This is a genomic window from Amycolatopsis thermophila (assembly GCF_030814215.1).
Taxonomy (GTDB): domain Bacteria; phylum Actinomycetota; class Actinomycetes; order Mycobacteriales; family Pseudonocardiaceae; genus Amycolatopsis_E; species Amycolatopsis_E thermophila.
This window is the reverse complement of record NZ_JAUSUT010000001.1, coordinates 1,341,497-1,362,991: the sequence shown is the minus strand read 5'-3', so window position 1 is coordinate 1,362,991 and position 21,495 is coordinate 1,341,497. Positions and strand designations below refer to the sequence as shown.

The 21,495-nt window shown below is 72.9% G+C and carries 22 protein-coding genes; 10 read left to right on the top strand and 12 right to left on the bottom strand.

Annotation, left to right across the window (positions count from 1 at the left end; all coding sequences use genetic code 11):
* Positions 1-132: 132 nt before the first annotated feature.
* Together FB470_RS06750 and FB470_RS06745 are read left to right on the top strand one after the other, a co-directional pair.
* The gene (locus FB470_RS06750; RefSeq protein ID WP_306989614.1) at positions 133-789 is read left to right on the top strand and encodes a hypothetical protein; all 657 of its coding nucleotides are present in this window, start codon (positions 133-135) and stop codon (positions 787-789) included.
* A 151-nt stretch (positions 790-940) separates the two neighbouring features.
* Entirely contained in the window at positions 941-2,284 is a 1,344-nt protein-coding gene (locus FB470_RS06745; protein ID WP_306989612.1) for a dicarboxylate/amino acid:cation symporter, read from the top strand.
* A 44-nt stretch (positions 2,285-2,328) separates the two neighbouring features.
* On the opposite strand, the gene FB470_RS06740 is transcribed toward FB470_RS06745, so the two are convergent.
* The 4 genes from FB470_RS06740 to FB470_RS06725 all read right to left on the bottom strand — a co-directional run bounded on the left by FB470_RS06740 (position 2,329) and on the right by FB470_RS06725 (position 5,751).
* Positions 2,329-2,952, bottom strand: a complete 624-nt coding sequence (locus FB470_RS06740) for a Maf family protein (protein ID WP_306989611.1) — start codon at positions 2,950-2,952, stop codon at positions 2,329-2,331.
* 16 nt (positions 2,953-2,968) lie between these two features.
* Positions 2,969-4,417: a DHA2 family efflux MFS transporter permease subunit gene (locus FB470_RS06735; RefSeq protein WP_306989609.1), complete on the bottom strand. Its 1,449-nt coding sequence runs from the start codon at positions 4,415-4,417 to the stop codon at positions 2,969-2,971.
* Positions 4,401-5,015, bottom strand: a complete 615-nt coding sequence (locus tag FB470_RS06730; protein ID WP_306989607.1) for a PadR family transcriptional regulator — start codon at positions 5,013-5,015, stop codon at positions 4,401-4,403. Before FB470_RS06730 ends, FB470_RS06735 begins: the two co-directional genes overlap by 17 nt.
* An 88-nt stretch (positions 5,016-5,103) precedes the next feature.
* Complete coding sequence (locus tag FB470_RS06725) at positions 5,104-5,751, bottom strand: GntR family transcriptional regulator (RefSeq protein WP_306989606.1); 648 nt, start codon at positions 5,749-5,751, stop codon at positions 5,104-5,106.
* A 59-nt stretch (positions 5,752-5,810) separates the two neighbouring features.
* On the opposite strand from FB470_RS06725, the gene FB470_RS06720 reads away from it, so the two are divergent.
* Complete coding sequence (locus FB470_RS06720; RefSeq protein ID WP_306989605.1) at positions 5,811-7,064, top strand: MFS transporter; 1,254 nt, start codon at positions 5,811-5,813, stop codon at positions 7,062-7,064.
* A 33-nt stretch (positions 7,065-7,097) separates the two neighbouring features.
* Here the strand turns inward: FB470_RS06720 and FB470_RS06715 are convergent, their stop codons facing one another.
* The 4 genes from FB470_RS06715 to FB470_RS06700 all read right to left on the bottom strand — a co-directional run bounded on the left by FB470_RS06715 (position 7,098) and on the right by FB470_RS06700 (position 10,599).
* Positions 7,098-7,337, bottom strand: a complete 240-nt coding sequence (locus tag FB470_RS06715; RefSeq protein WP_306989602.1) for an acyl-CoA carboxylase epsilon subunit — start codon at positions 7,335-7,337, stop codon at positions 7,098-7,100.
* A 10-nt stretch (positions 7,338-7,347) separates the two neighbouring features.
* Positions 7,348-8,988, bottom strand: a complete 1,641-nt coding sequence (locus FB470_RS06710) for an acyl-CoA carboxylase subunit beta (RefSeq protein WP_306989600.1) — start codon at positions 8,986-8,988, stop codon at positions 7,348-7,350.
* Positions 8,989-9,346: 358 nt separating this feature from the next.
* Positions 9,347-10,291 carry an SRPBCC family protein gene (locus FB470_RS06705; RefSeq protein WP_306989599.1) on the bottom strand — a complete coding sequence of 315 codons (945 nt, stop codon included), beginning with the start codon at positions 10,289-10,291 and terminating at the stop codon, positions 9,347-9,349.
* Entirely contained in the window at positions 10,288-10,599 is a 312-nt protein-coding gene (locus FB470_RS06700) for an ArsR/SmtB family transcription factor (protein WP_306989598.1), read from the bottom strand. The genes FB470_RS06705 and FB470_RS06700 overlap by 4 nt, the downstream gene beginning before the upstream one ends.
* Positions 10,600-10,710: 111 nt before the next feature.
* Here FB470_RS06700 and FB470_RS06695 point away from each other — a divergent pair, with 111 nt between their 5' ends.
* A complete protein-coding gene (locus tag FB470_RS06695; protein ID WP_306989597.1) occupies positions 10,711-11,151 on the top strand; it encodes a PPOX class F420-dependent oxidoreductase in 441 nt (146 codons plus the stop codon).
* On the opposite strand, the gene FB470_RS06690 is transcribed toward FB470_RS06695, so the two are convergent.
* Positions 11,148-11,777, bottom strand: coding sequence for a TetR/AcrR family transcriptional regulator (locus FB470_RS06690; protein ID WP_306989596.1), 630 nt, complete (start codon positions 11,775-11,777; stop codon positions 11,148-11,150). The two genes, FB470_RS06695 and FB470_RS06690, sit on opposite strands and share 4 nt — an antisense overlap.
* A gap of 50 nt (positions 11,778-11,827) precedes the next feature.
* Here FB470_RS06690 and FB470_RS06685 point away from each other — a divergent pair, with 50 nt between their 5' ends.
* Both FB470_RS06685 and FB470_RS06680 read left to right on the top strand, forming a co-directional pair.
* Positions 11,828-12,355, top strand: coding sequence for a peroxiredoxin-like family protein (locus FB470_RS06685; protein WP_306989595.1), 528 nt, complete (start codon positions 11,828-11,830; stop codon positions 12,353-12,355).
* A 57-nt stretch (positions 12,356-12,412) separates the two neighbouring features.
* Complete coding sequence (locus tag FB470_RS06680) at positions 12,413-13,588, top strand: serine hydrolase domain-containing protein (protein ID WP_306989594.1); 1,176 nt, start codon at positions 12,413-12,415, stop codon at positions 13,586-13,588.
* Here FB470_RS06680 and FB470_RS06675 read toward each other — a convergent pair.
* Positions 13,585-13,779 carry an N-acetyltransferase gene (locus tag FB470_RS06675; RefSeq protein WP_306989593.1) on the bottom strand — a complete coding sequence of 65 codons (195 nt, stop codon included), beginning with the start codon at positions 13,777-13,779 and terminating at the stop codon, positions 13,585-13,587. The genes FB470_RS06680 and FB470_RS06675 overlap by 4 nt on opposite strands.
* Positions 13,780-13,926: 147 nt before the next feature.
* On the bottom strand, positions 13,927-14,796 hold the full coding sequence (locus FB470_RS06670) for an alpha/beta fold hydrolase (protein ID WP_306989591.1): 870 nt from the start codon (positions 14,794-14,796) through the stop codon (positions 13,927-13,929).
* Between the two features lie 68 nt (positions 14,797-14,864).
* On the opposite strand from FB470_RS06670, the gene FB470_RS06665 reads away from it, so the two are divergent.
* Positions 14,865-17,825, top strand: a complete 2,961-nt coding sequence (locus tag FB470_RS06665) for a BTAD domain-containing putative transcriptional regulator (protein WP_306989590.1) — start codon at positions 14,865-14,867, stop codon at positions 17,823-17,825.
* A 423-nt stretch (positions 17,826-18,248) separates the two neighbouring features.
* Here FB470_RS06665 and FB470_RS06660 read toward each other — a convergent pair whose 3' ends face one another.
* Entirely contained in the window at positions 18,249-19,379 is a 1,131-nt protein-coding gene (locus FB470_RS06660) for a C40 family peptidase (protein ID WP_306999094.1), read from the bottom strand.
* A 102-nt stretch (positions 19,380-19,481) separates the two neighbouring features.
* Here FB470_RS06660 and FB470_RS06655 point away from each other — a divergent pair, with 102 nt between their 5' ends.
* The 3 genes from FB470_RS06655 to FB470_RS06645 are packed head-to-tail and all read left to right on the top strand — an operon-like array spanning position 19,482 to position 21,452.
* Positions 19,482-20,303, top strand: a complete 822-nt coding sequence (locus FB470_RS06655; RefSeq protein WP_306989588.1) for a biotin--[acetyl-CoA-carboxylase] ligase — start codon at positions 19,482-19,484, stop codon at positions 20,301-20,303.
* 23 nt (positions 20,304-20,326) lie between these two features.
* Positions 20,327-20,872, top strand: a complete 546-nt coding sequence (locus FB470_RS06650) for a PH domain-containing protein (protein ID WP_306989587.1) — start codon at positions 20,327-20,329, stop codon at positions 20,870-20,872.
* Positions 20,853-21,452 carry a GNAT family N-acetyltransferase gene (locus tag FB470_RS06645; RefSeq protein WP_306989586.1) on the top strand — a complete coding sequence of 200 codons (600 nt, stop codon included), beginning with the start codon at positions 20,853-20,855 and terminating at the stop codon, positions 21,450-21,452. Before FB470_RS06650 ends, FB470_RS06645 begins: the two co-directional genes overlap by 20 nt.
* The last annotated feature ends 43 nt before the right edge of the window (positions 21,453-21,495 follow it).

Below are 21,495 nucleotides of genomic sequence, written 5' to 3'. Positions count from 1 at the left end.
CTGGTCCTTCACGCAATCCCCCCGGAGCGTCGCGCGGCGCTTCCGCGGGCCTTTCCCGGAGTTTACGGCGGAGTAGTCGTGCTGCGGTGAGACCCGGCTCACGCTTACCCTGAAGGGGAAAGGGGTGGGCACGTGGGCAGGGGACGCGCACCTCGTTCGGTCGTCGTGACCGCGGTTCTGGCCGCCGTGGTGGCGTTGTCCGCCCTGGTCACGGTGCGGTTGCTGCGCGAGGACGGGAGCAGCGCGCAGGTGCCCGCCGGCGGTGCCGGGGGCAGCGCGGTGACCACGGGCGTGGACTGCGGCGAGGGTCCGTGCCAGGTGGTGTCCCGGGCGGCCGTGGACGGCCGCGCGGTCGAGTTGCTGGCCGACGCGCAGGGCGGCAACGGGCGGTTCGAGGCGGACGGCACCGTCGTCGAGGTGGCGGTGAGCGCGCTGGGCGGCAAGCTCGACGCGAATTCGCTGTCCTGCGTGGGCGGTCCGGTGTCCGCGTGCCTGGTGCGCGGCCGGCAGGACGCCGCGATGATCGCGCAGCTGGTCGTGAACCGCGCCGGCACGTGGCGGTCGGTGGACAAGCCGTACTACTCGAGCGCCGGCGTGGTGCGGCTGGACGACGTGACGGGCGACAACGCGCCGGAGGTCGTGGTCGTGCAGACCTCGCCGGTGCTGGCGCGGGTCTTCGCGCTCGACGGCAGCGCGCTGGGCTGCACCCGGCGCTACACGGCGGTCGGCCAGTTGCGCGGGTGGCCCGAGGTGCAGCTGTCGTCCGGTGATCTGCGGGCCTGCAACTAGCAAGCCCGCCGGCGCGCGGCGGCACGTCCGGCCGTGTCTCCCACATGCTGAGAACTCGCCCACACGAACGGGTCACGGGGAAGAGCCCGGTGACGCCACGTGTTGACCACACGCGGCACAACCAGGAAATTTCACGCCCCGGAGCGAACCCGTGTCCCTGTTACGGACCTACTCGAAACCCAAGGTCTTCGGCCTGATCGTGGTCGTCGCCCTCGTCGTGGGTGCCCTGCTGGGCGTCCTGGCGAAGCAGACCGGCCAGGGCTGGCTCGTCACGACCCTCCACACCATCGGGTCGATCTTCACGAACCTGCTGCAGGTCACCGTCCTGCCGCTGGTCTTCACGGCGATCGTCCTCGGCATCGTCAGCCTGCGCGGCCTCGGCGGCGCCCGCACCGCGGCCCGGCTCGGCGGCAAGACCGTCCTGTGGTTCGCGACGACCTCGCTGATCGCGGTGCTCATCGGCATCGCCGTCGGCAAGATCGTCAACCCGGGCAGCGGCGTCTCCCTGCAGCCCCAGCCGTCGACGGTGCAGAAGCTCGCCTCGCGGGACCACGGCTCGTGGCTGGACCTGATCAACAACCTGGTGCCGAGCAACCTGGTCGAGGCCTTCGCCGACGGCGAGATCCTGCAGGTGGTGCTCGTGTCGCTGGCCGTCGGCCTGGCCGCGTACGCGCTGGGCGACCGTGCCCAGCCGTTCGTCAGCTTCAACCGGGCCGTGTTCGACATCGTGCAGAAGGTGCTGGGCTGGATCATCCGGCTGGCCCCGCTGGGCGTGCTCGGCCTGATCGGCAACGCGTTCGCCACCTACGGCGACCAGTTCGTGCGGCCGCTGCTGTCGCTGATCGTCGCCGTCTACGCGGGCACCCTGCTCGTGCTGTTCGTGGTGTACCCGCTGCTGCTGCGCTTCGTCGGCAAGGTGAGCCCGGCGCTGTTCTTCCGCAAGGCCTGGACGGCGCTGCAGTTCGCGTTCGTGTCCCGCTCGTCCGGCGCGACGCTGCCGCTGAGCCGCCAGACCGCGGTGAACCTCGGCGTGGACCCGGGTTACGCGAGCTTCGCCGTCCCGCTCGGCACGACGACCAAAATGGACGGTTGCGCCGCGGTGTACCCGGCGGTGGCCACGATCTTCATCGCGAACCTGTTCGGCATCTCGCTCAGCTTCGGTGACTACGTGCTGATCGTGGTGGTCGCCGTGTTCGGCGCCATCGCGACGGCCGGCGTGACCGGCTGGTTCACGATGCTCACGCTGACCCTGAGCACGCTGAACCTGCCGCCCGAGGTGATCGCCACCGGCATCGCCGTGATCTACGGCATCGACCCGATCCTGGACATGATGCGCACCGCGACCAACGTGGCGGGCCAGATCGCGATCCCGACGTGGATCGCCCGCACCGAAGGCCTCCTCGACGACGAGGTGCTGCACTCCAAGACGTCGACACCCCTGCTGGACGCCCCGGCGGGCGAGCCGGCGCGGGAACCGGCTCCGGCGAACGCCTGACCGCTGCCCTCAGGGCCCGGCCACCGTGCGGTGGCCGGGCCCCGTCATCGGGACGTCCACAGGTCGGTGACGCCGACTCCGACCTCCGCCAGCAGCCGCCGCGTCAGGGGCAGGCTGATCCCGATGACGCTGGACGGGTCGCCGTCGACGCCCTCGACGAACCAGCCGCCCAGCCCGTCCAGCGTGAACGCGCCGGCGACCTGCAGCGGCTCGCCCGTCGCGACGTAGGCGTCGATCTCGGCCTGGGTGGGTGAGGCGAACCGCACCTGCGTGGTCTGCGTGCCGACCGCCTCGCGGACCTTCTCGCCGCCCTCGACCCGCAGCACGGCGTGCCCGGTCAGCAGGTCACCGGTGCCGCCGGCCATCTGGGCCCACCGCTTGCGGGCGGTCTCCGCGTCGCCCGGCTTGCCCAGCATCTCGTCGTTGAACGACAGCATCGAGTCGCACCCGACGACCACCGCGTCGGCGTGCGTCCGGGCGACCGTGGGCAGCACGGCCTCCGCCTTCGCGAGGGCGAGCGCGGTGACGAGCTCCTCGCGGGACGGGTCGGTCAGTGCCGCGGCCACGGCGTCCTCGTCAACGCCGGACACCACGACGCTCGGGTCGATGCCCGCGGCGCGCAGCACCGCGAGACGGGCGGGGGACTGGGAGGCCAGAACGAAGTGCACGGCGCGAGACTAGCCGTCAGGCGCGGGCGCCCGCCGTGTCGGGCTGGGACTGCGCGGGCCGGGCCGCCGGGCGCCGCATCGCGGCCGCCGCCACGATCCCGAGCAGCAGCACCGCGATCGGCAGGAGCAGCGTTTCCCGAGCCGCCTGGGTGAGGGCCTGGGGCGCGTTGCCGTGGCTGGCCGCCATGCCCGCGCTGATCCGCGCCTGCAGCAACACGCCGCACGCCGCGCTGCCCAGCACGCCACCGATCTGGCGGGCCGTGTTGAAGATGCCCGACGCGGTGCCGGCCAGCCGCGGCTCGACCGAGCTCATCGTCGCGTTGCTCATCGGCGCGAACACCGAACCGGTGCCCACGCCGCACAACAGCAGGCCGGGGAAGGTGACCCACCACGTGCTCGTCTCGCGGGCCATCAGCGCGATCAGCGCGAGACCGGCGGCGAGCGCGACGATTCCGAGGATCACCAGGTACTTCGGGTTGACCTTGTCCGACAGCCGCCCGATGAACGGCGCGAGGAGACCGGACAGCAGCGACATCGGCGCGGTGATCAGGCCCGCCGAGGTGGGGGAGAGCAGCAGGACGTCCTGGATGTAGATCACCAGCGGCAGGAACATCGCGGTCATGGTGAAGCCGATCGTGACCGAGGTCAGCGTGCCCGCGGAGAAGTTGCGGTTGCCGAACACGCGCAACGGCAACAGCGGTTCGCGGCGGTTGTAGCGCTGCCACACCACGAACGCGACCAGCAGCACCACGCCCGCGGCGATCACCTCGGCGACGTTGACCGGCCCGGCGACGGTGCCCCAGTCGTAGTGCTGCCCGTTCTGCAGCCCGAAGACGACCAGCGACATCCCCGCGACCGACAGCAGGATTCCGGGGATGTCGAAGGAGTGCGAGTGCCGCGGTTGCCAGTCCGGTACCAGGAGCATCGCCAGCACCAGCCCGACCGCGCCGATCGGCACGTTGACGAAGAAGATCCACTCCCAGCCCAGGTTGTCCACCAGTACCCCGCCGAGCAGCGGTCCGGTGATCGTGGCCAGGCCCGCGACGCCGCCCCACAGGCCCATCGCCGGGCCGCGCTTGGCGGGCGGGAAGAGGTGGGTGATGAACGCCAGCGTCTGCGGCGTCATGAGCGCGGCGCCCAGGCCCTGCACGGCGCGGGCGGCGATCAGCATCTCGGCCGTGCCGGACAGGCCGCACCACAGCGACGCGAGCGTGAACACCGCGAGCCCGGCGACGAACAGCCGCTTCGGGCCGAAGCGGTCGCCGAGCCTGCTGGTGAACAGCATCGGGACCGCGTAGGTGAGCAGGTAGACGCTCATCACCCAGACGATGGAGTTGAGGTCGGCGTCCAGGCCGCGCACCATCGACGGGATCGCGATCGAGACGATCGTGGTGTCCAACAGGATCATGAAGAACCCGATGCACAGCGCGCCGAGCGCCGCCCACGGGTTAGCTCGCTCGCTCATTCGGTCTGTCCTCAGTGGATTCGGTGGGGACGGCGGAGAGCCTGGCCGGGTGGCAGTTCCGCGCCGACCAGTCCAGCCGGCCGGCCTTGATGTCGTCGATCAGCTGCCGGGTCCACTCGAGTTCGAACCGCACCTGCGCGGTCGTGTAGCGCCAGTCGACCCAGTAGATCGCCGGTACCTCGTCGAGCAGCTTGCGCGTGATGACCTCCTGGGAGGCCGCCTTGGCCTCCAGGCGCATCAGGCGCATCTCCAGCTGGTCGAGGGAGATCTCGCGGCCGAGGTCGTCCATCGCACCGAGCGCGCTGAGGAACTCGGGGCGCTCGTCGGCGAGGGTGCCGAGCATCGTCGTGGCCCGGTCCACGAACGCGTCGCGCCCCTGCTCGGTCAGGGCGTAGACGGTGCGTTCGGGACGGCGGCCCTCGCGCTGGGTGCCGACGACCTTGATGTGCCCGGCGGCCGCCAGGCGGTCGACCGTGTGGTAGAGCGACCCCGGTTTGACCGCGACCCGGTGCTCCAGGTGCCGGTCGCGCATGAGCTGGGTCATCTCGTACGGGTGCATCGGCCGCTCGTGCAGCAGTTCCAGAACGGCCAGGGCCATCGGAGTGAGTTTCGGGGCAGCCATGATCGCTCCAGTCCGTTTATTCCGCATGGACTATACGGCGCCGGGCACAGCTGGAACAAGCGGCTCAGTGCGCGGCTTCGTCCCGGACCGCGGAGATGTGGTCGCCGATGAGGGCCTGGAGACCGTCGGCGTCGCCCGCCGCGAGGAGATCGCAGATCCGCGCGTGCTCGTCGAGGATGATCGGCGGGCGGACCGTGTTGTCGCGCAGGGCGGTGTTGACCATGCGCAGCTGGCGGTCGCGCAGGCCGGAGTAGAACTCGTCGAACAGCTGGTTGCCCGCGGCCTGGACCAGGGTGGCGTGGAACTCGCGGTCGAGCTTGGTGAACCGCGGCGTGTGCTCCGGCATCGAGACCGCGCGCTGCTCGTCGAGGACCGCGCGCATCTTGTCGGCCACCTGGCGGTGGGCGCCGGCCGCGATGACCTTCGCGGCCGCGTGCCGCTCCAGGAAGATCCGCGCCTCGGCGATGTCGTGCACCTCGTTCGGTGACACGGGCACGATCAGGGCGCCGCGTTTCGGGTACAGGCGGAGCAGGCCCTCGGCCGACAGGCGCAGGAACGCCTCCCGGACCGGGGTCCGGGACAGCTGCAGGGCGTCGGCGACCTCACCCTCGCTGATCAGCCGCCCGCCTTCGAGGCGGCCGTCGAGGATGCGGTCCTTGGTCCAGTGGTAGGCCCGGTCGCCGGCCGCCTGTGAGCGGTCCCTCGTTGACATGGGCGCATCGTAGCCAGGACGCTGATAGATACAAGATAGATGCAACGGGAGGTGGTCCGGTGCGCGCGGCCAGGGCTTGGCTGATGTGGGGGCTGGGGGCGCTGTGCTACCTGACGGCGCTGTTCCACCGGATGAGCCTCTCGGTGGCCGGGCTCACCGCGCAGGAGCGGTTCTCGATCGACGCGACCGGGCTGGCCGCGTTCTCGGTGATGCAGTTCGTGCTCTACGCCGTTCTGCAGGTGCCCGTGGGCGCCGCCGCCGACCGGTTCGGGCCGCGACGGCTGCTGTCGCTGGGCATGGCGTTGATGGCGGCCGGGTCGATCGTGTTCGCGCTGGCCACGGCCTACGCGGCGGCGATGGCGGGGCGGGCGCTGATCGGCGCCGGTGACGCGTTCCTGTTCGTCAACGTGCTGCGCCTGGCGCACAACTGGTTCCCCGGCCGCCGGTACGCGCTGGTCGCCGCGCTCACCGGGATCATCGGCGGGCTCGGCCAGCTGATCGCGACCGCGCCGCTGGCCGCGCTGCTCACCGGGTTCGGGTGGACGTCGGCGTTCCTGGTCGCCGGGGTGATCACGGCGGTGCTGCTGGCCGTGGTCGGCGTCGCGCTGCGGGACGGGCCGTCGGCCGCCTCGCGGGAGGCGCCGCAGGAGCCGTTGCGCGTCAGCCTGCGGCACGTGTGGCACAACCGCGGCACCCGGCACGCGATGTGGACGCACTTCACGCTGATGGGCGCGTTCGTGACGTTCACCGCCGTGCTCGGGCAGCCCTACCTGGTGCACGCGCAGGGCCGCACCCCCGCGGCGGCGAGCGCGCTGCTGACCGTGGTCGTGGTCGGATTCGTGCTGGTCGGAACGTTCGCCGGGCAGCTGGCTTCGCGGCGGCCGGGGGTGCGCGGGCCGATGGTCGCCGTGGCGGCCGTGGTGAGCGTGCTGTGCTGGACGGTGCTCGTCGCGGTGCCCGGCCCGTTGCCGGTCGTGGTGCTGGGGCCGGTCCTGTTCCTGATCGGCGCCGCTGGCGCGGTGAGCATGCTGGCGTTCGACCTGGCCCGGTCGGCCAACCACGGGCACCGGGCCGGGGTGGCGAGCGGGGTGGCGAACATGGGCGGGTTCACGTTCGCCGTGGTCGCGGAACTCGGCGCCGGCCTGCTGCTCGACGAGTTGCTGCGGCACGGGGTCGGCGGACCGCCGGCCTACCGGCTGTCGTTCCTCGTCGCCCTGGTGATGGGGTTGGCGGGGACGGTGCGGCTGGTGATGCTGCACCGCCACGCCGGGGTGTTGTCGCCCCACCCCGGACGCGTGCTGGAACCCGCCTGAGGCCCGGCCGCACGGGAGTGCGGCCGGGATGCGTCAGCGCGGCCAGGCGGAGGCGCGCCAGGCGCCCGAACCGGGCTGCGGCAACGGCTTGCGCACCAGCGCCGCGCGGTCCGCCCAGAACGAGGTCCGCTCCGGCTTCTCCGGCTCGGCCCCGCCGGACGACGCTGCCGCGGCCACGACCGCGGTCAGCGCGGCCAGCTCGGTCTCGTCGGGAGTGCCGCGCACGACGCGCAGCATCGGGCGGGCGGGAGGCGTCTCCTGCGGCTCGCTCATGAAAACCCCCTCACAGCGGGATGTTGCCGTGCTTCTTGGGCGGCAGCGTCTCGCGCTTGTCACGCAGCATGGACAGCGCCCGGGCCACGTGGCCGCGCGTGTGGGACGGCACGATCACCGAGTCCACGTACCCGCGCTCGGCCGCCTCGTAGGGGTTGAGCAGCGTGTCCTCGTACTCCTGGATCAGCTCGGCCCGCAGCGCCTCGACGTCCTTGCCCTCGTCGGCGGCCTTCGCGAGCGTCTTGCGGTGCACGATGTTCGCCGCGCCCTGGGCGCCCATCACCGCGACCTGCGCCGTCGGCCAGGCCAGGTTGATGTCCGCACCCAGGTGCTTGGAGCCCATGACGTCGTAGGCGCCGCCGTAGGCCTTGCGCGTGATGACCGTGACCAGCGGGACCGTCGCCTCGGCGTAGGCGTAGATCAGCTTCGCGCCGCGGCGGATGATGCCGTTCCACTCCTGGTCGGTGCCCGGCAGGAAGCCCGGCACGTCCACGAAGGTCAGCACCGGCACGTTGAAGGCGTCGCAGGTCCGCACGAACCGCGCTGCCTTCTCCGAGGCGTCGATGTCGAGGCACCCGGCGAACTGCGTCGGCTGGTTGGCGACCACGCCGACCGCGTGCCCGTCGACCCGCCCGAACCCGACGATGACGTTCGGCGCGAACAGCTCCTGGATCTCCAGGAACTCGCCGTCGTCCAGCACGCGGGTGACGACCTCGTGCATGTCGTAAGGCTGGTTCGGCGAGTCCGGGATCAGGGTGTCCAGCTCGAGGTCGGACTCGGTCACGCCGTCCGCGATCGACCCGTCCACCGGCTCCGGCGACTCGAACACCGGCGGCTCGGACAGGTTGTTCGACGGCAGGAAGGACAGCAGCTCCTTGACGTAGGCGATCGCGTCCTCCTCGTCGGAGCCGAGGTAGTGCGCGTTGCCCGACTTGGTGTTGTGGGTCCGCGCGCCGCCCAGCTCTTCGAAGGTGACCTCCTCGCCGGTCACGGTCTTCACCACGTCCGGGCCGGTGATGAACATGTGCGAGGTCTGGTCGACCATCACGACGAAGTCGGTGAGCGCGGGGGAGTACACGTGCCCGCCCGCGTTGGCGCCCATGATCAGCGAGATCTGCGGCACCACACCGGAGGCCTTGACGTTGCGGGTGAAGATCTCGCCGTAGAGGCCGAGCGAGACCACGCCCTCCTGGATGCGCGCGCCGCCGCCCTCGTTGATCCCGATGATCGGGCGGCCGGTCTTGATGGCCAGGTCCATCACCTTGACGATCTTCTCGCCGTAGACCTCGCCCAGCGAACCGCCGAACACGGTCACGTCCTGGCTGAACACGCACACCGGGCGGCCGTCGATGGTGCCGTACCCGGTGACCACGCCGTCGCCGTAGGGGCGGTTCTTCTCCTGCCCGAAGTTCGTCGACCGGTGCCGGGCCAGTTCGTCGAGCTCGACGAACGAACCGGGGTCGAGCAGCAGGTCGATCCGCTCGCGAGCGGTCTTCTTGCCCTTGGCGTGCTGACGCTCCACCGCCCGGGCGGACCCGGCGTGCACCGCCTCGTCGTTCCGGCGGTACAGGTCGGCCAGCTTCCCGGCCGTGGTGTGGATGTCCGGCTCCTCCGCCGGAGGCGTCCCGATCGGCTCCGTCGCGCTGCTCATGACGGGAGCCTATCTACTGCGCAAGGGGCGCGTGTGTGGCGTGAACCTCACCCGGCGAGCCGCGACCGCGGCCTGGGCGGCACTGGGAGGGTCGACGAGCAGACCCGGGGGAACTTCGTGCCGGGCGCGGCGGCGCCGGCGTACCCAGGTAGGCGCCGAACGCGCACGCCTCGGCGGGCTGCTGGCAGGCGCGCGCGGGGCGGTGTCCGGGGTCGTGACGGGCACTGGGTCGCCCGGCGTGGTGCCGGTGAGGTCCGGCACCAGCCGGGTGAGCCGCCAGCCGCGCCGCGTGGCCTCGGTGAGCAGGGGTTTCCCCACGGTTCGTTGCTCGCGACCAGGACGCGCGGCGCGGGAACGCTCAGCTCGCCAGCCGCTGCGCGTAGCGCTTGGTCAGTTCCGCGGTGCGCGCCTCCGGCCAGGGGCAGCGGATCTCACCGAAGGTGGCCGCGAAGAACAGCTCCAGGTGGGTCTGCCAGGCGGCCAGCAGCTCGGCCCGCAGGTGCGCCAGCGCGAACGGCACCGTCTGCGTCAGCTCGATGCGCGTGCCCAGTTCCGGATCCACCACGACCTCGAACCGGACCCGGCCCGCCGGGGAACCGTCGTGCAGCCACTCGTACTCCAGCACGTGCGGCGCGGAAGCCGTGAACACGCGGCCGGCGGGCACCGCACCGTTCGTCGCCGGCAGCGGCGCCGGGCCGCCGGGTGTGACCGGCGAGTCCTCGGTCAGCAGCCGCCAGACCTCGTCGGCCGGCTTCCACACCAGGTCGCGTGCGAACCGCAACTCGTAGCCCTCGGCCGTCTCGTGCACCGAGCCCTCGCCGAGGCCGAACTCCTCGATGTAGCGCTCCATCTCGTGGAGCGGGTCCGGCCGCGGCGGGGCCTCGGTGCCGTCGAGGCGCGCGGCGAGGCCGTCGAGGCAGACGGTCCAGCCGAACGCGTTGCGCCCGCCGGACAGCCGCCCGATCTCGCCGCCGCCGAGCGTCTGGGTGAAGACCAGCAGGCAGCCGTCGCCGTCGGGCCGGAGCTCGAACCGCAGCACGTCGAGGTTCCAGCGGAACGCGAACACCTTCGGCGGGTCGAACTCGAGGACCTCCCCGGTGCCGCCGTCGTCCACCGGCGCCTGCTCGGGGAAGACGAACCGCATCGGCGCGCCCACCCGCGCCTGCGTCTCGACCCGCGCGGGGAACCAGTGCGCGAGCTCGGCCGGTTCGGTGACCGCCCGCCACACCTTCTCGGGCCGGTGGGCCAGCCGCCGTTCGAAGCGCAGCACGGGCTTTCCGGCGATCGTCCGCAGTTCGGTCACGGTTCCTCCATCGAGTCCAGGTGCCGTTCGAGGGCGTCCAGGCTCGCGTCCCACATGCGCCGGTAGGGCGCCAGCCACGCGTCGATCTCGGCGAGCGGCTCCGGGCGCAGCCGGTACCACCGCCGTTGCGCGTCCTGCCGCACCTCGACCAGGCCCGCCTCGCGGAGCACCTTGAGGTGCTTGGACACCGCGGGCTGGGTCAGCTGCAGGCGCTCGACCAGGTCCCCGACCGGCCGCTCGGACGCGCGGAGCAGGTCGAGGATCTCGCGGCGCCGCGGCTCGGCGAGGACCTCGAACGTTGATGCCATATCGGTAATATAACCCGTCTGGAATATGAGTCAAGACCGTAACAGCGGTGTTCCCCGGGCACGGGAAAGTGCCTTCTGTCGCGGCCGACGCCGCTGAGCCAGGATCGGATCATGAGCCAAGCACTCCTCGACCTCGTGGCGGACCAGCGGTTCGGCACCCTGGCCACCGTCCGCAAGGACGGCAGGCCGCAACTGTCCACCGTGATCTACGGCTGGTACCCCGAGGAGAAGCTCATCCGCTTGAGCTCGACGGCGGACCGGGCGAAGGTCTGGAACCTGCGCCGCGACCCGCGCGCCGTGCTGCACGTCGCGGCTCCGAACGGCCTGGCGTACGCGGTCGTCGAGGGCGACGCCGAGGTCTCGCCGGTCAGCACCGAGCCGGGTGACGCCACCGGGCGGGAGATGGCCGAGTACGCCACGCGGTTCGAGGACCCCTACGCCGATCTCGGCGCGTTTTACCGGCGCATGGTCGAGGACCAGCGCGTGGTGATCCGGATCCCGGTGTCCCGGGTGTACGGTCTGCCGCCGGGCGCCCTCCCGGTGCCGGACTAGAGGCCCAGGCCGCGCAGCAGGAGGTCGAAGCCGCGCCGGAACTCCACCTCCGGCGGGATCGACCGGGCCTGCGCGGCGGTTTCGGACAGGACCGGGAACTCCTCGCGCGGCAGCTCGGCGAGCGCGGCCGTGCCCGGCCCGGACAGCGCCCCGAAGTGCTCGACCTGCAGGGCGCCGAAGACGTAACCCAGGATCGCCCGGAACGCGATCACCCGCTGCTCGCCGGTGATGCCCGCCTCGGTGAGGACGGTCAGCATCGCTTCGCCCCAGCGCGTCGAGCTGGGCGCGCGGTGGCGGTGGATCAGCAGCAGCGGCACGACCGCCGGGTGGTGCGACACCGCTGTCCGCACCCGGTCGGCCAGGGCGGTCAGCCGTTCGCCGGCGGAACCGATCGGCACGGACAGGTCGATCGCGCGCAGCACCAGGTCGACCACGAGTCCTTCGAGCTGGTCGCGGTCGGACACGTAGCGGTAGAGCGACATCGTGCCGACGCCGAGCTCCTTGGCGACCGTGCGCATCGACAGCGCGTCCAGCCCGTCGCGGTCGAGGACGGCCAGTGCCGCGGCGGCGATCTGGTCGGTCGTCAGGGAACGGGGGCGCGGCATGGCGTTGACAGCGTACATCATACGCGCATACGTTCGTAGGAGTACAGCGCACGCCTACGAGAGGGGCGCTCATGCACGTCGACGCACGAGAACTGGTCGCGGTCACCGGCGACCGTTTCCCGGTTCCCGACCCCGAACGCCTGGTCCACCTGCAGTTCCGGCGGTTCGCCGGCTGCCCGGTCTGCAACCTCCACCTGCGCTCGGTCGTCCAGCGGCACGACGAGATCACCGCCGCCGGCGTCCGCGAGGTGGTGTTCTTCCACTCGCCCGCCGACGAGCTGCGCTCGTACGACCTGCCGTTCGCGGTGATCGCGGACCCGGGCAAGCGGTACTACCGCGAGTTCGGGGTCGAATCGAGCCGCCGGGCGCTGCTGCACCCGCGGACCTGGGGCGCGATCGTGCGCGGATCGGCCCTGACGCTGCGCGGGAAGTTCCGGCCACCCGCGGCCAGACAGGAGGGCGGGCGGCTCGGCCTGCCCGCGGACTTCCTGATCGCGCCCGGCGGGGAGGTACTGGCGCACAAGTACGGCGAGCACGCCTACGACCAGTGGTCGGTCGACGAGCTGCTGACCCACGCGCGGGCGGCGGTGCCGCGGTGAAGCAGCGCCGGGTCCGGAGGTCTTCACACGGGCCCGGCACTCCGCTTCAATCTGCGGATGAGCACAGGCGGACTGTCGAAGGCTCGACTGGGGCGGTTGCACGACGTGATGGCCGGTTACGTCGAACGCGGCGAGGTGCCCGGTGTCGTCACGCTGGTGGAACGTCGCGGCGAGGTGCACGTCGACGTGCTCGGGTCGGTCGCCTTCGGCGGGCCGCCGCTGCGCCGGGACAACCTGTTCCGCATCAGCTCGATGACCAAGCCGGTGGCCGCGGCGGCCGCGATGGTGCTCGTCGAGCAGTGCCGGCTCCGCCTCGACGAACCCGTCGACGAGCTGCTGCCCGAGCTCGCGGACCGGCGCGTGCTGACGCGGGCGGACGGCCCGCTGGACGACACGGTGCCGGCCGAGCGGGCCCTGACCCTGCGCGACCTGCTGACGTTCCGGATGGGGTTCGGGCAGCTCTACCTGCCGGAGGAGCCGCCGATCGTGCGGGCGGCGAACGAGGCCGGCCTCGGCATGGGCCCGCCGCGGCCGTCGGAGATGCCGGAGCCGGACGAGTGGATGCGGCGGCTGGGCGCGTTCCCGCTGATGTACCCGCCGGGGATGCGCTGGCTGTACAACACCGGCTCGGACGTGCTGGGCGTGCTGCTGGCGCGGGTGACCGGCAAGCCGCTGGAGGACGTGCTGCGGGAGGCGGTGCTCGACCCGCTGGGCATGGACGACACGCGGTTCTGCGGTGACCCGGGCCGGCTGGTGACCGCGTACCTGGGCGACGGGAGCGTGTACGACCCGCCGGAGGGCGAGTGGTCCCGCCCGCCGGCGTTCCCGTCGGCCGCCGCCGGACTGGTTTCCACGGTGGACGACTACCTGGCGTTCGGGCGGATGATGCTCCACTTCGGACGCTTCGGCAGCGAACGGCTGCTGGCGCGGCCCACGGTCGAGGCGATGGTGACCGACCAGCTCACCCCCGGCGAGAAGGCGGTGTCCGGCTTCTACCCCGGCTACTTCGACACCCGGGGCTGGGGGTTCGGCCTGTCGATGACCACCGCCCGCGACGGCGTGGCGTCCGTCCCCGGCCGCTTCGGATGGGACGGCGGGCTCGGCACATCCTGGTTCTCCGACCCGAAGGAGGACCTGATCGGGATCCTGCTCACGCAGAAGGCCGGGTTCCCGCAGTTCAGCAACCTGTACCTGGACTACTGGACCTCGGTGTACCAGGCGATCGCGGACTAGCCGCTTTCGATGGCGCGCTCGTACAGGCTCGTCGGCCACTTGGCGTGCGGTGGGTCCCCGACGTGCCGGTATCCGGCGCGTTCGTAGTACGCCCGCAGCGGGCGGTCGTCCCGGGCGGTCGCCAACCGCACGTACCGCCGCCCGGATGCCGCGGCCTGGGCCCCGATCCACGTCAGGACCTGGCGGCCCACCCCGGCGGCCCTCCGGGCGACCGCCAGTCGCGAGACGTACGCACGGCCAGGAACGCTTCCCCCGCGGCGATGGCTCCGCCACCGACTCGCGCGGGAAACGCGGTGGCCACTGGTTGATCCCGGCGGATCAGGAAGTCGACGCCGCCATCATCGCGCGAGGAGGTCGCGCAGGGCTTTGATCACTTCGGCCGGACCCTCTTCCGCCATGAAGTGCCCGCTCGTGACCGTGCGGTGCACCAGGTCGGGCGCCCACGCGCGCCACACCGCCTCGGCGTCGTAGCCCAGCGCCGCGCCCCAGTCCTGCTGCAGCACCGTCACCGGCATCGCAAGCCGGCGGCCGGCCTCCCGGTCCGCGGTGTCGTGCGTGATGTCGATCCCCGCGGTGGCCCGGTAGTCGGCGACGATGGAGGTCACCGCCTCGCGGGAGGCTCGCAGGTACTCGGCCCGCACGTCCGCCGGGATCGCGTCCGGGTTCTGCGTCCACGCGTCCAGGAAGTACCCGAAGAACTCGTCCGGCACCGCGCCGATCATCTTCTCGGCCAGCCCGGGCGGCTGCGCCATCAGGTAGAGGTGGAACCCGACCGCCGCGCTCGCGCCGTGCATCACGTCCCACATGTCCAGCGTCGGCAGCACGTCGAGCGACGCCAGGTGCGTCACCGCGTCCGGGTGGTCCAGCCCGGCGCGGATCGCGACGAGCGCGCCCCGGTCGTGGCCGGCCAGTGCGAACCGCGCATGCCCGAACGCCCTGGCCACGGCCACGACGTCGGCCGCCATCGTGCGCTTCGAGTACGTCTCGCCGGTGTCGGCCGGCTTGTCGCTGTCGCCGTATCCGCGCAGGTCGGGCACGATCACGGTGTGATCGGCGGCGAGGTCGGCGGCCACGTGCCGCCACATCAGGTGGGTCTGCGGGAACCCGTGCAACAACACGACCGGGCTGCCGGAGCCGCCGATCGCGACGTTGAGTGAGACGCCGTCGGCGACGGGAACCCGCTGGTAGTCGAATCCGGTGATCTGCATGGGGCCGAGCGTCCCCCACCCGGATCAGCAACCGGTCAGCACGCGCTGAGCGGCTACAGTGCGTGGTGATGGGTTCGTCCGTGCGGTTCGCGGTGCTCGGCCCGCTGGTGGCCGAGACCGGGCGCGGCCCGCTCGACCTCAAGGGACCGCGGCACCGGGCGGTCCTCGCGCGCCTGCTGATCGCCCGCGGCCGCGTCGTTCCGGTCGGCCGGCTCGTCGACGACCTGTGGGCCGACCCGCCCGACGGCGCGGTCGGCGCCATCCAGACCTTCGTCTCGGCGCTCCGCCGCGCGCTGGAACCGGACCGCCCGCCCCGCGCACCGGCCCGGCTCCTCGTCACCACCGGCCCCGGCTACGCGCTGCACGCCGAATCCGTCGACGCGTGGCGGTTCGAGGAGGCGCTCACCCGGGCGCGCGAGCTCCCCGCGGCCGCCGCACTGTCCCTTGTGGACGAGGCGCTGGCCCTGTGGCGCGGCCCCGCCTACGCCGAGTTCGCCGACCAGGGCTGGGCGCGCGCGGAGATCACGCGCTTGGACGAGCTGCGCCGGCAGGCGCGGGAGCGCCGGGCGGAGGCCCTGCTCGACCTGGGCCGCGCCGCCGAAGCCGTGCCGGAGCTGGAGTCGCACGCCGGAGCGCACCCGCTCCGCGAGGACGCGTGGCGGCTGCTGGCGCTCGCGCTCTACCGGGCCGGACGTCAGGGCGACGCGCTCGCCGCCCTCCGCCGGGTCCGGCGCGCCCTCGCCGACGAACTGGGCGTGGATCCCGGCCCGGGCCTGCGGAACCTGGAGTCCGCCATCCTCGCGCAGTCCGCCGAACTGACCGCCGCCCCGCCGGTGCCCGCCCTGGTCGGGCGGGACGGCGAGCTGGCCCGGCTCGCCGAGGCCGTCCTGCACCCCCGTCTCGTCCTGATCTCGGGCGAGGCCGGGGCGGGCAAGACCGCGCTCGCCGAAGCGTTCGCCGCGACCCTCGAGGGGCGCGGCTGGACCATCGCCTGGGGCGCCAGCCCCGAGCACGAGGGCGTCCCGGCGGCCTGGCCGTGGCGGCAGATCCTGGACAGCCTCGGCCTGCACGTGCCGGTGCCCGACGGCGACCCCGCGACCGCCCGCTTCCGGTGGCACCAGGCCGTGCGGGAGCACCTGGCCGCGCGGCGCCCGTTGCTGCTGGTCCTCGACGATCTCCACTGGGCCGACGAGGAAACCCTCGCCCTGCTGGCCGAACTCGCCGGGGGGCCGGTCCTCGTGGTGGCGACCTACCGCAGCACCGACGTCCCGGCGCGGCTCGCCGACTTCCTCGGCCGCGCCGCGCGCGCCGAGCCCGTGCGGATCTACCTCGGCGGGCTACCGGCCGACGCGGTGCCCGCGCTCGTGCGCGACATCACCGGGCGGGACGTGGACCCGGGTACCGCGCGGATCATCCACCAGCGCAGCGGCGGCAACCCGTTCTTCGCGCGGGAACTCGCGCGCGTGCTCGACAGCGACGGCGCGCTGTCCGCGGTGCCCGCGGGGGTGCGTGACGTCGTGCGGTACCGCGTCGGCCAGCTGCCCGAGGACGTGCGGACGGTCCTGCGACGAGCCGCTGTCATCGGCACCGAGATCGACCTCGACCTCCTGCCCGGCGACGCGCTCGACGCCGTCGAGATCGCCACCGAGCGGGGTTTCCTCGTCGAGCACGGGCCCGGACGCTTCCGCTTCGCGCACGCGCTCGTGCGGGACACCCTCTACCAGGACCTGTCGCACTCGCGCCGAGCTCGTCTGCACGCCGAGACCGGTGCCGAGATCGAACGGCTGCGGCCCGGCGACGTCGCCGCGCTGGCGCACCACTTCCTGCTGGCCGGGTCGCCGGCCGCGGTGCGGTACGCGCGGGCGGCGGCCGAGGACGCCGAGCGCCGGTTCGCCCCGCACGAGGCTGCCCGGCTCTGGCAGGCGGCGCTCGACCGTTCGAGTGCGGATGGGCCCGGCCGGCTGGAGCTGGTCATGGGCCTGGTGCGCGCGCTGGCCGTGACCGGGCGGCTCGACGAGGCCCGCCGCCACCGTGCGGAAGCCGTCACGCTCGCCGAACGCCTCGGCGACCCGTCGCTGACCGCGCGGGTGCTCGCCGCGTTCGACGTGCCGGCGATCTGGACGGAGAACGACGACCCGGCCCTGGCCCGGCGGATCGTCGCGGTCACCGAGCGGACCCTCGACGCGTTGCCGGCGGGGGAGGAGGCCGTGCGCAGCCGCCTGCTCGCCACCCTCGCGCTGGAGCTGCGCAACACCGCCGGCGACCGCGGACCGGCGGCGGCCCGCGAGGCCGAGTCGCTGGCTCGCCGGCTGGGCGATCCGGGGCTGCTGGCGTTCGCGCTGAACGCCCGGTTCATGCAGTCCTTCGAGCGGGCCGGACTCGCGCCCGAGCGAGCCCGCATCGGGCGGGAGCTGGTCGATCTCGCGGCCCGGCACGAGCTGGTGGCGTTCGAGGTGCTGGGGCACCTCGTGCTCATGCAGGCCTGCTCCGCTCTGGCCGACCTCCCGGCCGCGGCGCGGCACGCGGAGGCGGCCGATCGCCTGGGTGAGCGGCACCGGCTTCCGCTGGTGGGCGTGTTCACGCAGTGGTTCCGGGCGATGCGGCTGTCCGCGTCGGGGCAGCCGGCCGAGGCCGCCTACCGGGCCGCGGCCGCACGTCTGACCGGCACCGGGATGTCCGGTTTGGACGGTGGGATCCTCGGTTTCGCGCTGCTGTGCGACCGGCTCCAGCGCGGGGCGGACCCCGGGCACGACCTCGATTTCGGCGCCTACGAGCCGTGGTGCCGCCCCGTCGTGAGCGACGACGGTTCACCGATCCCGGACTCGCCGCGCGATCTGCTGTTCGAAGCGCGGACCTGCCTGCACGCCCTGGTCGCGGTGCGCCGGGGCGACCGCCCCGCGATGCGGCGGTTGCACGCAGAGCTGCTGCCCGCGGCGGACGAACTCGCCGGCGCCGGCAGCGGCCTGCTCACCCTCGGCCCGGTCGCCGGCTACCTCGCCCAGCTCGCCCGGCACGGGCAGGGTCGCTAGGCCCAACGGGCTGGGGTGGCGGCCCGGGCTGGGTCGGCGGGGCTGGGGTTCGGCTGGGTCCGCCGTCCGGTGATGGGCCTGCGCCACATCGCGCACCGGCAGGTCGCCGCCTCGCGGGCCTTCGGCCCGACGCAGGAGCGGGCGCGGATGGAGGTGCGCCTGCTCCCGCGGAGGGTGCAACCGCCGCGCGAGCGGCACGCTCGTACGAGCCGCAGGACCCGCGCGAGCGGCGCGGCCCGTGCAAGCCGAACGGGCTCAGGCCACCGCGGCGGCCACTGTCCGGTGGGCGCCGCGGCGCCGGCAAGCGCCTCGAGGCCAACCCGCCAGGCCGACGGACTCCGCGGGCGACCGCAATGGGCTCCGCAGTGCTCGCCGAGCAGGCAAGCGCCGGGCATCATGCGCTGGGCATCACGGCGCCGGACATCACGGCGCTGGGCGGCCGGCGCCCGCGTAGTCGTCCGTCCGGGTGCGGTAGGTCGCGATCTGGATCGCCATGCCCTGCGTCGGCGCGTTGATCATCAGGCCGTTGCCCAGGTAGAGGCCCACGTGGTGGATCCGCGTGGCCGGGTTGCCGTAGAACACCAGGTCGCCCATCTTCGGCTCGGCGACGGGCGCGACGGACCGGAACTGCATGTCCGCGGTGCGCAGCAGGTCCACCCCGGCCGCGTCGTAGGCGGCCTTGGTCAGGCCCGAGCAGTCGAACCCGGCCGCGCCCGCGTCCGGTCCGTTGCCGCCCCACACGTAGGGCAGTCCGAGCTGGTCGAGCGCGAACCGGGTGGCCCGCACGGACGGCGCGGACGCCGACGCCGGGTCGAGCGAGAGCTGCGCGTACAGCTGCGCGTTGCCCAGCGCCTGCTGCCGGAACAGGTCCGAGTCGCGGTAGGTCGCGATCGCCTTCCACCAGCCCTGCCCGGCCTGCAGGTCCGTGCCGCCCGCGCACAGGGTGCGGCCCGCCGCGACGGCCGCGTCGTCGATGTCCTGGATGTTCCCGCGCACCCCGGCGCGCTGCCACTCCGCCTGCGTCAGCTGCATCGGCCCGCTGCGCGACTCGGTCGCCGCCTCCCCGGCCGCCCCGGTCAGCGGCACCGCGCCCAGTGCCTTCGTCAGCGTGCCGTTCGCGTCCAGCGACCCGCCCCCGAACCGGCCGTGGTCCGAGCTGGCCTTGCCGATCCCGGCGAGCGTCACCCACGACAGGTGGCAGCCCGGGTCCTCCTCGCGCAAGGTGAGTTCACCCGTCGCGTACCCGATCAGCGCGCGCTCGGGGATGTCCAACGGCCCGCTCAGCCCGGCCGCCCACTTCTCCAGCTCGCTCTTGCCCTGCTCCTGCGGCGCCTGCGCCTGCACCGGCGCGTTCGGTTCCAGCACGGTCGGCGCGGACGCGAGCGCCGCGTTGCCCGCGGGCTGGGCGGGCGGCAGCACGTCGGCCGCGGCCCGCGCCGGCTGCTCCTGCGGCGGCTCGACCAGCAGCCAGCCGCAGGTGCCCACCGCGGCGACGAGGATCAGCGCGATCAGGGCACGCCCGGCGGCGGCCCTCCCCCAGGATCGGAAACGCATGGTCACCTCGCCAACACTAAAAGACAACGGCCGCACCCGGATACGGAGTCCAACGAACGGACCCCTCGTGAAGTCACGAACGGCACTCCTAGGCTGCCTCTCATGAACGCGATCAACGCCGGGCGGCTGCGCGCCGAACTGCTCGCACCGGATGGCCCCTACGCCGCGCTCGACGTGGTGTCCAGCACCGGGTCGACCAACGCCGACCTGCGCAGAGCCGGCATGGCGGGCGCCGCCGACCGCACCGTGCTGATCGCCGAGGAACAGACCTCCGGCGTCGGCCGCCGGGCCCGGCTGTGGTCCTCGCCCAAGGGCAGCGGCGTGTACCTCAGCGTGCTGCTGCGCCCGGCCGGGGTCCCGTTCAGCGCACTGGGCTCGCTCGCCGTCGCCGCCGGGCTCGCGGTCACCGACCTGACGGCCGAACTGGGCGTCGACGCGGTCCTCAAGTGGCCCAACGACGTGCTCGCCGGACCGGACCGCGGCAAGTGCGCCGGCATCCTGTCCGAGGCCGTCGCCGGGGACGAGCTGGCCGTGGTCCTCGGCATCGGGCTCAACGTGCGGCCGCTCGGGCCGGGGGTCGAAGCGGGCGCGGGCGGCCTGCAGCCCACGTCGCTGGCCGAGCAGGGCGCCCGGACCACCGACCGCACCGACATCGCCGCGCTGCTGCTGGCCGCGCTCGCCGACCGCGAGGACCGCTGGCGCGCCGCGGGCGGTGACCTCGCGAAGGCCGGTCTGCTGGAGGACTACCGGGCGCGGTGCGAGACGCTCGGCCAGGAGGTGCGGGTGCTGCTGCCGGGCGACACCGCGCTCGTCGGCACCGCCGAGGCCGTCGACGCGTCCGGCCAGCTCGAGGTGCGCGGGCACGACGGCAGGCGGCACACCGTGTTCGCCGGAGACGTCGTGCACCTCCGCCCGGTACGGTGAAACGGTCGCGAGAGGAGTTCGCAGTGGCCTACCCCGACGATCTGCTCAGCGAGAACGAGCAGGTCATAGTGCACAGCCATCCGCACGCCAAGATGCTGATCGGGCCGGTGATCGGGCTCCTCGTGACGCTCGGGGTGGGGATCTGGCTCGTCACGCTCGCGGGTGACGCGCCCGCGCCGTGGGACGGCGTCGCGCGCATCGCGATCGGCGTGGTCGCGGTCGTGCTGATCATCTGGTTCTTCCTGGTGCCGCTGATCCGCTGGCGCACGACCCACTTCATCGTGACGACCGATCGCCTCATCGTGCGCGAGGGCGTGATCAAGCGCACCGGCATCGATATCCCGCTCGGCCGGATCAGCAGCGTGCAGTTCGAGCACGGCCTCGTCGACCGGATCTTCGGCTGCGGCACCCTGGTGGTCGAGTCGGCGTCGGACGAACCGCTGCGCTTCGACGACATCCCCCGCGTCGAGCGGGTGCACACGATGATCTACCGCCAGGTCAACGACAACCCGTACGACGACTTCCCGGGCGAGCAGGGGCCACAACCCCATGGCCGCGGCGTCCGCTGAGATCACCCGATCCGGCGATTTGCGGGTCGTCGAGCTGACGGCCGGGACGTGGCCGCTGTTCGAGCGGCTGCTCGGCCCGACCGGGTTGCAGGGCGGGTGCTGGTGCGCGTTCTTCCGGATGCCGGGCCGGCAGTTCCGCGCCGCCGGTGCCGCGGACCGCAAGGCGCACGTCCACGACGCGGTGCGCGCCGGGAAACCGCTGGGGCTGCTGGGAATCCTGGACGACGAGCCCGTCGCGTGGGTCGCCGTCTCACCGCGGCTGGACAATCCGCGGCTGGCCACCTCGCGAGTGGCGGCGTCATCGGACGGCGATGCCGCCGGTGTCTGGGCCGTGACCTGCTTCTACGTGCACCGGCGAGCGCGGGGGCGCGGCCTGGCGAGCCGGATGCTCGCCGCCGCGACCCGGCAGGCGTTCGCCCGCGGCGCGCGGGTCGTCGAGGGGTATCCGGTGGAGGCCAAGGAAAAGCGGGCGGCGGGCGAGCTGTACCACGGAACGGTGGACATGTTCGCCGCGGCGGGGTTCGATCTCGTGGCGCGCCGCGACACGCGCCGTGCGCTCATGCGTATTCCGGCTCCATGAGGGAACCTGGTTCCCAAGGGGGAACCGGAACGCGGTGGCACGC